This is a genomic window from Meridianimaribacter sp. CL38 (genome assembly GCF_004328055.1).
Taxonomy (GTDB): Bacteria; Bacteroidota; Bacteroidia; order Flavobacteriales; family Flavobacteriaceae; genus Gaetbulibacter_B; species Gaetbulibacter_B jejuensis.
This window is the reverse complement of the sequence record NZ_QKWS01000003.1, coordinates 158,422-172,288: the sequence shown is the minus strand read 5'-3', so window position 1 is coordinate 172,288 and position 13,867 is coordinate 158,422. Positions and strand designations below refer to the sequence as shown.

At 30.9% G+C, this 13,867-nt stretch carries 13 protein-coding genes; 7 read left to right on the top strand and 6 right to left on the bottom strand.

Features of this window, described 5'->3' with window-relative positions; all coding sequences use genetic code 11:
• Window positions 1-33 precede the first annotated feature (33 nt).
• The 5 genes from DMZ43_RS08615 to DMZ43_RS08595 all read right to left on the bottom strand — a co-directional run bounded on the left by DMZ43_RS08615 (window position 34) and on the right by DMZ43_RS08595 (window position 3,554).
• On the bottom strand, window positions 34-921 hold the full coding sequence (locus DMZ43_RS08615; RefSeq protein ID WP_131507470.1) for an AraC family transcriptional regulator: 888 nt from the start codon (window positions 919-921) through the stop codon (window positions 34-36).
• A gap of 15 nt (window positions 922-936) precedes the next feature.
• Window positions 937-1,965: a hypothetical protein gene (locus DMZ43_RS08610; protein ID WP_131507468.1), complete on the bottom strand. Its 1,029-nt coding sequence runs from the start codon at window positions 1,963-1,965 to the stop codon at window positions 937-939.
• 21 nt (window positions 1,966-1,986) lie between these two features.
• On the bottom strand, window positions 1,987-2,403 hold the full coding sequence (locus DMZ43_RS08605) for a nuclear transport factor 2 family protein (RefSeq protein ID WP_131507466.1): 417 nt from the start codon (window positions 2,401-2,403) through the stop codon (window positions 1,987-1,989).
• A gap of 87 nt (window positions 2,404-2,490) precedes the next feature.
• The gene (locus tag DMZ43_RS08600; protein ID WP_187347853.1) at window positions 2,491-2,940 is read right to left on the bottom strand and encodes a hypothetical protein; all 450 of its coding nucleotides are present in this window, start codon (window positions 2,938-2,940) and stop codon (window positions 2,491-2,493) included.
• A gap of 68 nt (window positions 2,941-3,008) precedes the next feature.
• Window positions 3,009-3,554 carry a carboxymuconolactone decarboxylase family protein gene (locus DMZ43_RS08595; protein WP_131507464.1) on the bottom strand — a complete coding sequence of 182 codons (546 nt, stop codon included), beginning with the start codon at window positions 3,552-3,554 and terminating at the stop codon, window positions 3,009-3,011.
• Between the two features lie 346 nt (window positions 3,555-3,900).
• On the opposite strand from DMZ43_RS08595, the gene DMZ43_RS08590 reads away from it, so the two are divergent.
• From DMZ43_RS08590 to DMZ43_RS08560, 7 genes are all read left to right on the top strand, one after another.
• A complete protein-coding gene (locus tag DMZ43_RS08590) occupies window positions 3,901-7,455 on the top strand; it encodes a PAS domain S-box protein (RefSeq protein WP_131507462.1) in 3,555 nt (1,184 codons plus the stop codon).
• A gap of 191 nt (window positions 7,456-7,646) precedes the next feature.
• Entirely contained in the window at window positions 7,647-8,060 is a 414-nt protein-coding gene (locus DMZ43_RS08585; RefSeq protein WP_131507460.1) for a hypothetical protein, read from the top strand.
• A gap of 3 nt (window positions 8,061-8,063) precedes the next feature.
• On the top strand, window positions 8,064-8,483 hold the full coding sequence (locus DMZ43_RS08580; protein WP_131507458.1) for a hypothetical protein: 420 nt from the start codon (window positions 8,064-8,066) through the stop codon (window positions 8,481-8,483).
• On the top strand, window positions 8,470-9,273 hold the full coding sequence (locus DMZ43_RS08575) for a PAS domain-containing protein (protein ID WP_161566743.1): 804 nt from the start codon (window positions 8,470-8,472) through the stop codon (window positions 9,271-9,273). Before DMZ43_RS08580 ends, DMZ43_RS08575 begins: the two co-directional genes overlap by 14 nt.
• A 32-nt stretch (window positions 9,274-9,305) precedes the next feature.
• Window positions 9,306-9,779, top strand: a complete 474-nt coding sequence (locus tag DMZ43_RS08570; RefSeq protein WP_131507455.1) for a response regulator — start codon at window positions 9,306-9,308, stop codon at window positions 9,777-9,779.
• Between the two features lie 33 nt (window positions 9,780-9,812).
• The gene (locus tag DMZ43_RS08565) at window positions 9,813-11,777 is read left to right on the top strand and encodes a T9SS type A sorting domain-containing protein (RefSeq protein WP_131507453.1); all 1,965 of its coding nucleotides are present in this window, start codon (window positions 9,813-9,815) and stop codon (window positions 11,775-11,777) included.
• A gap of 2 nt (window positions 11,778-11,779) precedes the next feature.
• The gene (locus tag DMZ43_RS08560) at window positions 11,780-13,213 is read left to right on the top strand and encodes a cell wall anchor protein (RefSeq protein ID WP_202865198.1); all 1,434 of its coding nucleotides are present in this window, start codon (window positions 11,780-11,782) and stop codon (window positions 13,211-13,213) included.
• Window positions 13,214-13,263: 50 nt separating this feature from the next.
• On the opposite strand, the gene DMZ43_RS08555 is transcribed toward DMZ43_RS08560, so the two are convergent.
• Window positions 13,264-13,866, bottom strand: a complete 603-nt coding sequence (locus DMZ43_RS08555) for a TetR/AcrR family transcriptional regulator (RefSeq protein ID WP_131507451.1) — start codon at window positions 13,864-13,866, stop codon at window positions 13,264-13,266.
• Window position 13,867: the final 1 nt, after the last annotated feature.

Below are 13,867 nucleotides of genomic sequence, written 5' to 3'. Positions count from 1 at the left end.
TTGAATGAATAAAGATACTATTTTTGAGTTATATTATTGTAAGGCTGATATTCTATCAAATCCTACAGTGTCTCTATACAATTGAGGAGATACTTCGGCATTTTTCTTAAAAAATCTACTAAAGTAATATTCATCATTATAACCTAATTCAAAAGCTATTTCTTTTACAGTTTTGTTGGTTAAATAGAGTTCTCGTTTGGCTTCTATAATTATACGTTCAGAAATTAAATCGGTTAGTGTTTTGTTAAAGTGGGCTTTGGTTAACTTGGTAAGAGCTTTGGGTGTTATTGCAAGCATATCAGCATATTCACTAGCAGAGTGCTTGGTTTTATAATGTGTTTCAATGTAGTTTTTTAAATTTTGAAGTATAAATGGTTCTTCTGTATCACTACGTTCTTTTTGTATTTCAGACTGTTGCTCGGTCTTTAACCTTGATGCAGTAATTAAAAAAATCTTTAAGTAAGAAACCAATAATTCATATTGTGCTAGAGCAGGATTTTGCATCTCAGTTTTAATTTGTTCTACTACCATATTAAAATTGGCTTGGGCTTTAGTATCTACATCTACAAAAGGAGGATTGTAAATATTATTAAATAATACACCATGACAAGCTACTTCTTTATGGTGTTTATGAATACAAAAAAAATCTGGATGAAAATTTATGACTAAACCACTCAAAGGACTTTCAGCTTCAAGTAAAAAAGGTTGATGAGGTGAAAACGACAATAACGTATTTGACGTAAAATTATAAGTGTTAAAATCGGCTTTTATAATTCCGCTACCTTGTTGTATCCAAATAAGGGAGTAATAGTTGTGTTTGTCTATATGGTCAAAAGGATTGTTACGTTCAAAATAACATAGTTTGAATGCTAAATTACCTGTTTGTGGGTTTGTGAGCGTAAAGCTATCTCTTTGTTCCATAATCATTATTGCTTGTTAGTGTACTTTTAGAATTACTCTATCTATAATTTGTTTTGCTGTGCTAATGTGCGAAAGATCCTTGTAAAGGTTGCCATTTTTTCCTGAATGATGTCCATGACCTATAAGTTGCATTATTTTATACGTATTGTCTTTAATGTTGAGAGGTGATACCTCTGTAGCATAAATTAATGATGGTTGACCAACTTGACCAGAACCAGAATATATGTCATCATCAGGAAATTTATCTTTGGTGTAATAGTTATTCCAATCGTAAGATTGATTTACTTCTAGCATTACTTTATGGTGTTTTAAATCGTTCAAATCACTTTTAGATTTAATAATAAAATTCCCTGTAGGTGTTGCACCCGAAACAGCATCAATATCTGTAGCGTTATTAAGCGGCATATATAAACCATCTGATGCTTTTATACCTCTTTTATGAGACCAATATGGTAAAGCTTCAGGACGTCTTTTTACTGCAGATTGCCATTTACCGTCAACGTTTTTACCATAATCAAATGTACTTGATGCTATTACTCTAGAAATATAAAGCGTTTCTATATAATTACCAAGACTATCCTCTAACCATATAGCGAACAAAGGATATTGAAAAGCATTGCCTTTTTTTAATTCTATTTCAAAATTATGATGACCATTAGCATTAGAGAGTTCTATGACTTCATACTCAAAAGGTGTTTCAACTTTCCCTAGTTTTTTATTTCTTAACTGATTACCAAAATTATAAACGCCATTTAATAAAGGTATATTAAAATATAGACCAAAAGCTAGAGCTACAATAATGCTAAAAATAAATGGCGCTTGAAGTTTTTGAAAACGTGGTTTTCTATTTCCCGTGATGTAGTTAAAGAGTGGTTTTTTGTTATTGATTATATGGAATACCATAGTTAATACAAACAAGAAACCAAAAACTGTATGCAAAGAAGCAAGACCTTTGCTAAATGGTATGATGTACATAGCTATACCTGAACCTAATAAAACAAGGAGTATAACAATTAATACATTTCCTAAAAGCCTTCTATTCATTGTGTTGTTGATTGTTAGGTTTTATAATCGTCTGTCGCTTTCTTCAATTTTTAAATCATTTATGCTTGCGTAACGCTTTTGCATAAGCCCATTTTCATCAAATTCCCAAAGCTCATTTCCGTAGGCTCTATACCATTGGTCGTTATTATCTTGAAATTCATACTCAAACCTCACAGCCATTCTATTGTCTTTAAATCCCCAAAGCTCTTTTTTTAGTTTGTAGTGTCTTTCGTTATTCCATTTTTTGGTTAAAAACGCAATAATTTCAGTTCTTCCATTAATGAACTGAGTTCTATTTCTCCATTCAGAATCTATTGTATATGCTTTAGATACTTTTACTGGATCTTTAGAGTTCCAAGCATCTTCAGCCATTTGTACTTTTAATCTTGCAGTTTCTTCATTAAATGGAGGAATTGGGTGTTTTATTTCTGTATTCATTTTTAATGTGTTTTTGGTTGTGTTAACAACCTTCTTCATTTTGATTTTAGAATGAAAAAGGTTGTTTGTGTATTGGATTAATTATCATTAGGCTTTTATTGTGGCTTTACTACTTAGTTCTTGTTGTTGAAACTTATGAATAAAAAACCATAAAGGAACACCATATGCTAAGTGCCTTACCATTGAAAGTATTGGTAGCATTGCTCCAGCTTCTAAACCAGCAACACCAGCACCTAAAAGTGGAAACATAAAAAACCAAACAAGTGCTATGGTTTCTGCAATTACAAAAATTTGAGCTCTTAGCCAATTAGGGCCAATTAATGATGGTGCTATTCCTGCGTATAAAACAGCTAATAATATACCGTTAGAGTAATGACCAAATACACCATACGCTAAACCTAATCCTGTTTTTTCTCCTATTATTCCTGCAATGTCCCACCATGTTCCTGTGAATAAAAGACCTATCAAATCAAAAGCTAAAGTCCCTGTGATACCTGCTAAAATGGCATTTCGCCAATTAATACTATGTGTTTTCATTGTGTTTTGTTTTTATCAGTTATAAAGAGTCTCTTCTAAAAGAAAAGACTCTGTTTTTTTAGAATGTTTTAAATACTTTCAGCAATAGGAAAGTCTACTGGCACTTTAGTTAGGTTGTGTAAATAGTTCATTGCTGTTTTGTCACTTACTTGAAGAATAACATCTACAAGGTTTTCTTTTGTATAACCTTGAGCAAAGAAATCAGCAACATTTTCATTACTAGCTTTTCCTCTGTTTTCAGTGATATCAGCTGCTAATTTTACTAAAGCGTTTAGTTTAGCATTATCACTTGTTCCTTTTCTAATATCTAGTAATTGCTCGTCGCTAAATCCGTTCATTTTACCAAGTACTAAATGTGCACTTTGGCAATACACACATTCGTTTACCTGACTTACAATAAGGTTTACAGCTTCTTTTTCTTTGTTGTTTAAAGAGGTTTTAGCGTTTTGGTAGTCTAAAAAGCGTTTTAAACCATTATCAGAATATGCTATTGTAGCATAAAGATTCGGAACAAAGCCTAGAGCTTTGTTTAAATTATCAAAAATTTCTTGATTGTTTTGAGATACTTCTTCTCGTGTAGGAACTTTAAATTCCGTTGCAGTTAAATTTTCCATTTTTTTATATTTTAAATTGCTTGTCATTATTGACACTGCAAATTTGAAGAAGAAAACAATGTGTTAAAATGGACAATTTTCGCCTATGAATGGATAATTTTCTTTTAAGATAATTTTAACTGTTGTGTTTTGATTAACAGTGTTTTACGTTTTTTTAAATTGCTAACTTACTGTTGAGTGGATTAAAAAAGACCTATAAATATTTCTTTTGTCCTTTTATCGATTAAATTAGTTTTTTTATGATAAAAGAAGTACTTTAATTTCTTAAATACTTTCTTATATAGTAAGCAGTATTTTTTCAGGTGTTAATTCAACAAAGCGCATTAGAGGGATTAAATATGTTTTTATGAGCAACACAAAGAAAAAATTACTTCTAGAGCTACAGAATTCCTATGGGTTTTCTGAAAATTTTATTGAATCCTTACAGGATGGACTTTTAATTACTGACACCCAAGGTGAAGTTTTAATGGTCAATGCTGCGGCTTGTAGTATAACAGGATTTAATAAAAACGAGTTACTAAATATTAAAACTCCATTTCCGTTTTGGCCAAAAAAATATATTAATGAGTTTAACCAGAGGTTTAAAGATTTTCAAGAGGATCATTTAAAACGTGAATTTGAAGCTGTTTATAAGCATAAAAATGGAGAAGAATTTCCTGTTTTAGTTTTTTTGGCTGCCATAAAAAATACTAAGTCTAAAGTAATAGCTTATCTAAAATATTTTCAATCAATTTCTGATCTTGATTATGAAATAGAGTCACTTGAGCTATCTAATAAAGACATTTTTTCGGTTTTAAATTACAGAAAACGATATCTCAATTTAATGCTAGAGCGAAATATATCCTCGCAAATAGAAAGTACATTAAATAATATTTCTGATGGATTAGTGTCGTTTGATACTAATCTTTGCTACACTTATGCAAACAATAGAGCAGGAGAAATTCTAGGTAAATCACCTAAAGAACTAATAGGAAAGCACGTTTGGACAGTATTTCCTGAAGCTGTAGGTTTGCCAACTTACAACGCATTTTACAAAGCTATTGAGACAAAAGAAACCCAATATTTTGAGGACTATTATGAACCTTTAAATAAATGGTTTGCAAATAAGGTGTATCCGCATGCTGATGGATTGACTTTGTATTTTATAGATATAACGCCACAAAAAATTGCAGAACGTTTAATAGCCAAAAGTGAAAAATACTTAAACAATATTATTAATAAAATAGGAGACCCTGTTTTTGTTAAGGATGAGCATAGTAAAGTTATTTTAGCTAATAATGAGTTTTGTAAAATGTTTGATTTACCTAGAGACTATATAATAGGAAAAACACTTGTAGAAGATGTTGAGCCTGAAGAGGCCGAATTAGCATTAAAAATTGATAGGCATGTTTTAAAGACAGGAGAAGAGAACGTCAATGAAGAAACCTTAACATTAAGAGGAGGAGAAACACAATATTTATCGACTAAAAAAACTCGCTTTTTAGATGAAGAAGGTAATAAGTTTCTTGTTGGAATTATTAGAGATGTTACCAAACAAAAAAAGGCTGAATTAGAAATAAAAGAAGCTAGAGATTATTCAGAGTCTTTAATAGAATCAATGAACGAAGGGTTAATTGTGTTCAATATGGAAACCGAAATAACCAAAGTAAATCCTTCGTTTTGTAAGATGTCTGGTTTTACTGAAGAAGAGTTGATTGGTCAGCAATGTCCATATCCTTTTTCGCCACCAGAAATTGAAGATGAGTCCAACCTTCGTCACGAACAAATAGAAAGAGGAGAAGAACTAAATAATTTTGAAACCATATACATGCGTAAAGACGGAACCCGTTTTAATGTTGATGTAATGGTTTCTAGTATTGAAGACTCTGATGGAACTATAAAATCTTATTTTGGAACAATAATAGATACTACTGAACGAAAAAGAGCAGAACTCGATTTAAGAGCAGCCAAAGAGTTTACTAGTAACCTTGTTATGTCCATGCAAGAAGGTTTAATTATAACTAATCTTGAAGGGGAAGTTATAATGGTTAACGACTCAACTTGTAAAATTCTAGGATACTCCAAAGAAGAATTGGTTGGAATGCAATTACCTTACTCATTTACTAAAAAAGAGGATTACAATAAAATTCTTGTTGATAAAAAAAGAATAGAAGCAGGAGAGTCTCCATCACTTCAATATGAAATTATAAGAAAAAATGGGGAGCAGTTTTTAGCATCATTTTTAACAGGAGCTATTAAAAACGAAACTGGAGAAATTACAGCTTTATTTGGAACAATGAAAGATATTTCAGAGGAAGAAAAAGCTAAAAAAATATTAGAAGAACGTGCAATACAGTCTTCACAAAAAAAAGATGTAATTTTAAAATTAGCTGAACTAGTAGGACACGATTTTAAATCTTCATTAAAGACAATTACTAAATTATCTGCCGAAACATTAAATGTTTGTCGTGTAAGTATTTGGAGTTTTAATGATAATAATAATGCGATACATTGTGAGCAATTATACGAATTAAAATCAAACTCTTATGAAAAAAACTTCACCATAAATTATGAGGACAACCCAAACTATTTTAAGGCTTTAGAAAGCAATAAGTCTATTTTAGTGGTTGATGCCCAAAACGATAACATCACCAAGCAGTTTTCAGAAAACTACCTTAAACCTAATAAAATTAAATCGTTAATGGATGTGTTTATAAACAGCACAACTGGGTATTATGGTATAATTTGTTTTGAGCATGTTGGAGAGGAGACTAGAGATTGGACTATTGAAGAACAAGAGTTTGCAAGTTCTATAGCTAATGTGGTGTCCTTAATGGTAGAGAGTTATGAACGTAAAATAGCCGAAGAAACAATAGCGAAAACAAATACTCAGCTTTTAGAGGCTAATAAAGAGTTGAATGAATTAAAAAAGCAGTTAGAACAAGAGAACGTTTATTTAAGAAATGAGTTAGACCTTGTCTTCAATTATGAAGAAATGGTATATGGTAGTGTTGAGTTTAGTAATGTGTTGACAGAAGTAGAGCGTGTTGCTCCAACAAATGCTACTGTATTATTATTAGGAGAGTCTGGTACAGGTAAAGAGCTACTAGCGAGAGCAATTCACAATACAAGTAACCGAAATAATAAACCGTTAATAAAAGTAAACTGTTCAGCAATTCCAAGGGAGTTGATTGAGAGCGAGTTGTTTGGACATAAAAAAGGGTCGTTTACAGGAGCGTTTAGTGATAAAGTTGGAAAATTTGAACTTGCTGATGGTGGAACGCTTTTTTTAGATGAAATAGGAGAACTTCCCATAGACATGCAACCTAAAATTTTAAGATTCTTACAAGAAGGCGAAATTGAGGTAGTAGGAGGAGTTGGCTTAAAAAAGCTAGATGTTAGAGTTATTGCAGCTACAAACAGAAATCTTAAAGAAGAAATTGAGAAAAAACAATTTAGGGAAGACTTGTATTTTAGGCTTAACGTGTTCCCTATTAGTATTCCGCCATTGAGAGATCGTAAAGACGATATTCCTTTATTGGTAGAGCATTTTGTAGATAAATTCAATAAAGCTTATGAAAAGCAAATAAAGTATATTTCTGATGAAGCTATGGCTCAAATGAAGACTTATAATTGGCCTGGGAATATTAGAGAGCTTGAAAACTTAATAGAAAGAGCTGTAATACTAACAAGCACAGAAACTTTAATGATACCAGGTTTTGAAACTTCAACGCAAAAATCAAAACAACGTATCAATAGTAAGGACTTATCTTTAAACTCTGTATTAAAAGCTCACATACTTGAAGTGTTAGAAAGTTGTAACTGGAAAATTAGTGGTCCAAAAAGCGCTTCAGATGTATTGGGACTAAAACCTAGTACCTTACGTGATAAAATGACCAAATTAGGAATACAAAAACCTTAACGTAATACTCACGGTATTCCGTGAGTATCTTTTCTTTCCATAAAAAAAACACGGTATTCCGACACGTTTTATTTTCATTGAAAAAAGCTCAATATTTTTAAGTGTTTGAAAATCAATGAATTGTATTTGTTTTTCTTTCTGAGGTCATTTTTTGGCATTGGTATTGTCTTAAATGATTCAAATTCAGGATAATGACGAGTGAAATACGAATAGATGATTTTAGATTTAAGGTTGAAGACAATATTATTTATTGTGAGGTAAGTAATAGTTATGACTCTAACCAAACGGAAGCTGCTGTTGAAAAAATCTTCTCTAAAGTAATAGCTTCATTATCAGGAGGAAAATATATGCCTATTATCATAAATATTGAAAATGTAGGGTTTTTTAAAGCTATTAAGATATTTAAGTTTTTAGTGAATAACTCAATACTTAATTCTTTAGTGCTTTCTAAGACATTTTTAGTTGATAGTTATCTTTTAAAAGGAGTGTTAACTGTTTATAGTTTTATGTATAACCCTATAATTCCAGATAGAGTATTTAAGACGTTAAGGATGGCAATAAGGCATTGCGATAAAAACAATATTATTTTCAACGGATTAAGTTAAAGTATGGATAATCATAAAGTTGTGAAAGTAGGCAATACTAAATTTTGGATTGAAGATGGTATACTTTTTTGTCAATTTTTAAGTACTAATAATTACAGCAAATTAGATTTGAATAGAGTAGAGGAATATATAATAGCAATTGAAAAAATGTGTCAGGGTAACCCAATGCCTTTTGTTGTAGATATAAGAGGTGTTAAAGGAGCCTTTACACCTGAAGCAGGAAATTTAATGGCTAATTCCCCAATTTTAAAAAGTTTAAGAATTTCTGAAGCTTTTATTCTAAATTCTATTGGAGCAAAACTTTTAATTGCTTCCTATAAAAGAATATACGATTCTACTACACCTCATGGCATTTTCGGTGACATTAGATTAGCAAAACAATACTGTATAGAAACTAAAAATGATTTTTATGGGAGAGAATAAGCTTAAAAATATAATATTATCTCAATTAGAGTCTAACTCTATGGTTACCATAACAGACGACTTAGGAAGAGTAGAGTATGCTAATAATGTTTTTTGTAAAACACTAGAGTATGATAGTGATAAAGTAGTAGGAGAATCGCATACACTTTTTAAGTCTCATTTGCATTCAGATCCTTTGTATAAAGGGTTGTGGCGAACTTTAAAAACTGGAAAAACATGGAAAGGTACTCTAAGCGAAACCTTATCTAATGGTAAAGAAATTTGGTTAGATGCAACGATAATTCCATTTAAAACTAAAAAAGAAAAACATACAAGGTATTTAGCAATATATAATGACGTTACCCAATATAAGTTAGACAATAAAAACTTAAAAGAAGAAAACATAAAAAGCAAAACACTTTTTAACAATATGCCTGTTTATGTTTTTACAATTACTAAACACGGAAAAATATTAAATGTTAGTAAAGAATGTTACAATAAAAGCATTCAAGATTTGATAAATACATATATTTATGACTATATTAACATTGATTTTTTTGAAGTTTTTAAGAGAAATATTGATTACGTATTCATTAACAAGACTTTAAGTGAATTTGAAAGTTATGACCTTGATGCAAATGGAAAAAAAATAAACTATTCTACACTAGTTTCTCCAAATTTTAATGAACTAGGAATTGTAGTTTCGGCAACTTTAATTATAAAACAAAACCTTAAAAAAAATATTATAAATGAAATAGAAAAATTAGGAGTAAGTACTTTAAAAACCCCAAAGGAGTACTCATCTCTTTAACCCTAAATAATTAACTTTAAAACTCCCTACTTATGAAGTTGAACATTATGTTAATTGACGATAATAAAATTGATTTATTTGTTAGTCAAAAAACAATTGAAAAGGTTGTGCCAGATTGCAATGTGCGAACCTTTGTTAACGCAAATTCTGCGCTTAAGTTTTTGCAAATTCTAGACGGTAAAACTGTTTACCCAACGCTTTCCTTACCAGACATCATTTTACTAGACATTAGTATGCCTTTTATGGATGGTTTTCAATTTTTAGAAGAATTTAAAAAATTAAAGAAGCCTAAAAGGAAAGAGATTAAAATTTTTATGCTCTCAGCTACAACTAACCTAAAAGATGTTATAAAGGCAAAAAACGAATTACTCTGTGAAGATTTAATCTACAAGCCTTTAAGAAAAGATCATTTATATAAGGTGTTTTCTAAAATTGAAACCTATTCAAGTAACTGTAAATATCACAAAGAAAATTATAACTCTGATGCTTTAAGAATTACACCTTAACCCAATCTACTTTATTAACTATAGCCTTTTTTTATGAAGAAAAACTACACTAAAATATGTTTTCTTGCTCTTTTTTGCTTTTCGTTTGGGTACTCGCAAATCTCAAATGAAGGAGTATTTGAAATCTCAGCATCAACTGATGTTTATTTTGAAAATGAATACACTAATAAAACAACAGGAACTCATAACAACGATGGTAATTTATACCTAAACAACAACTTTGTAAACAACGGAACTACAACCTCCACTTCAGGAACTACTTATTTTAAAAGTGCGAGTAATCCTTTGTTAAGCATTTCAGGATTATCTAATGAAATTAACTTTTATAATCTAGAAGTTGATGTAACAGCAACTAACACTAAAGGACTTTCAGTAAACGATGGATTTGCTTTAAATGTAGAAAATGCTGTAAATTTTACAAGTGGAGATATTAGACTTGTAGGAGAAGCACAACTAATCCAAGCGCACTCTGGTGTTGATGCTAATACAATTACATCAGGAAAGTTGTTAATTGACCAGCAAGGATACTCATCAGCCTATAAGTTTAACTATTGGTCGTCTCCAATTAATAATGGTGGTACATTTTCACTATTAGGAGGAAAGTTTGATGGTACAGATTCTAGTATTAATTCATTTAATCCACAACAAGCTTCATTTAATTCTGGTTCGCCATACAATGGTTTGCCATCAGTAGTTGATGGATCTGATAATGTAATTACACCTTTGACCATTAATACCTATTGGTTGTATCAATACATGCAAGGTACAGGAGCATATTCTGATTGGGTAAGTTTAGATGAAAACAGCACTTTAAACCCTGGACAAGGTTATACCATGAAAGGGACAAACACTCTATTGTCAGAACAAAATTATGTGTATTATGGTGCGCCAAATAATGGAGATTATTCGTTTGCAATAAACTCAGGAGAGCAATCATTGTTAGGGAATCCGTATCCTTCTGCACTAGATTCTGAAAAGTTTATCAATGATAATATTTTAATTCTAGATGCACTTTACTTTTGGGTTGATGGAGGATCAACTTCTCACGCTTTAACTGATTATTTAGGAGGATATGCAATAAGAAATTTAACAGGAGGCACAACTCCTTCAATAGCGTCACCTTTAATTAGTGGTTTAGGTAGCTCAGGTAGTGTAACACCTCCAAAACAATATGTGCCAGTTGGTCAGGGCTTTTTTGTTGAAGCTTATGGTACAGGTTCTATTGTGTTTAATAACTCTCAAAGAGCATTTAAGTCTGAAATAGTTGAAGAGTCTGTTTTTTATAGTACAACAGATAGTAACCAACAAGAATCAGTTAAACAATACATTAGACTAGGTTACGAAGATCCAGAAGGATTTCACAGGCAATTACTACTTGGTTTTTTACCAAACTCACCAGCTGATATAAACTATAACTTTGGTTATGATGCACTGCTAAATAGACATAGAGAAGATGATATGTTTTTTATTATTGATAACGACTTAACTAAAAAATATGCAATTCAAGGTTTAGATGATTATCAAAATACGTTAGAGTTCCCTATAGGTATTTTAATTTCTGAAAATGGAACACATAATATCATGATTGATGCTCTTGAAAACTTTTCTGATAATGTTTATTTAAAAGATAATGTATTAAACACTACTCATAATTTAACCGAGTCTAGCTACAGTGTTAATTTACCAATAGGCGAATATTTAGATAGATTTTCAATAGTATTTATGCCGCAAGCAACTTTATCAAATAATGACAACGATATTGAAAATGTCAAAATTTATTATGATGGTAATGAGCATATAATTATAAGCAATGCAAATAGAGTAGAGCTTAAATCTATAAAAGTATTTAATGTATTAGGTCAAGAAATATTAGCCTTAAATAAGAACCTTAATAATAAAACAAACATATCAATTCCATTTAGTGAAAGTGATGGAGTTTATATTGTACAGATAGAAACAATTAATAGCAAACACACCCAAAAAATCTTAAACTACTAGTTATGAAAAAAATAAAATTTATAATCTCTATTATAACCTTAAGCATAGGTTTTAATTACAACGGTTTTTCTCAAGTTGGAATAGGAACAACCAATCCTGATCCTTCTTCAATGTTAGATATAAGCTCTACGGAAAAAGGAATGTTAACTCCACGAATGACCACTACTCAAAGAACTGCAATTTCTAGTCCAGCTGAAGGGCTTTTGGTATTCGATACCGATGAAAATGTGTTTTATTTTTATAATGGAGGAAGTTGGTTGCCATTAGAGGGAGCAGAAACTAGAACTAATTATAAGTTGGTTAAAAGTGTTGCTGATTTATCTGATGAATTATCAGGTGGAAAATATGTTTTAAACGAAAATTACTTATATGAAATCAACGGAACAATACTAATAGATAACCCAATAGATTTAAATGGAGCATATATTGAAGGACATGACACAGGAGAAGATATTCTTGTAAATAATACAGGTTCAGCTTTGTTTAGTGGTAGTAAAGGTGGACGTATTAAAGATGTTGTGATTAGTGGTAATGGACAACAAGTTTTTGATATCACAGGGTCTGGAGCAGAAAGTGTTGTTGGATATAGTGTAATTATTAATGGAGCATCTTCAATAGGAACATTAAGTAACTTAGGTATAGTATATTTTGAGGTGTTTCAGCTCATTAACTCTAGTGATGGTATTGATGCTTCAAATATCACGTCTTTGTATATGGATAAAGTGTTTTGGACTGATACTAATTCAGGTACTTTTTTAACTCTTTCAGGTGCTTTTGATAATTTGCAATTGGCTAATGGAAGAGTTGTAGCAGATTCTGGAGAAACAGGAATTGATTTAAGTGCAAACCCTACAATTAATATTTCTGCTTCGCTTTCTGAAATAAGTTTTACAGGTGCAGGAACAAGAGTAAACCCATATACAGTAGGAACATATCCTGGTTATAACTTCACTACAGCTTGGGATGTGGATTGTCCAGGAATTCAATTAGAAACTGATAATGTAGCAAGTGGAGATATACACCTAGATGCACCAATTGGTAGTGGCTTTGAAACAGATTTTGGATCAATAGGATCAGGAGTTGAGACAAAGCTTGTAGGAACCTCAACATCTAATAACTTATTTAGATTTAGTGCTCCTGTTGATAATAGAATTGTTTATGATGGTGTTAAGACTAGAAACTTTCACATATCATCTAGTATTTCTTTTCAAGGTGATAACAATAACTCAATTTATATCTTCTATATAGCAAAAAATGGAAGTGTTTTAGAAGATACCAAAGTTTATAGAGAAATTGGAGCAAATAATGATGTAGGAGCTGTGTCTGTTGTGGGTTCAGTTGAATTGTCTCAAGGCGATTACATAGAGGTTTGGGCAGAAAAATTCTCTGGAGGAGGTAGTTTGCTTGTGGTTTCTTTAAACCTAATAGCTCAATAATAAAGTAAGTGTTTTTTTGAATTGATTAGTAGAGAAGTCTCCTTTTTGTATTAAAAGGAGGCTTTTTTAAAATGAGGATTTTCGTAATTAGAATTAATAATTCCTTTTAAACTAAAAATCACAAAATGATTTAAAAGCTCATCATTACTGTAAGTGTCAAAAAGCGTATTGTCTTTAAAAGCAATTTCTTCAAACCTCTTAAAATACAACTCGCAAAACAATTTTATATTCACATCACTACTAATAAACTTAAATACTTGAGCTTTTTGTAGTAGCCCATAAACAATTTCGTTAACAAACTCATCCCTAAAATCATCAAAGACTTTATTGGCTTCAGGGTAGTATTTTTTTAAGCCAAAAATAAACGAAGGTTTAAAGTGTTTTAAATACTCAAACCCTCGTTTGTACAATAGTATAATACAAGAAAGAGGGTCTTGTTCTTTAGCTATTATTTCCTTTATATTTTCATTAAAAGAGTCTATCAAACACGTAACACTAGCTATAACAAGCTCCTCTTTACTACTGTAATATTTGTAAATAGTTTTTTTTGAAATACCCAAACAGTGCGCCAACTCGTCCATAGTAAAACGCTTGCTTCCAAAGGTGGTAAAATTAGCCACCGAACATTCCAAAAGTTCTTCTTTACTTATCATT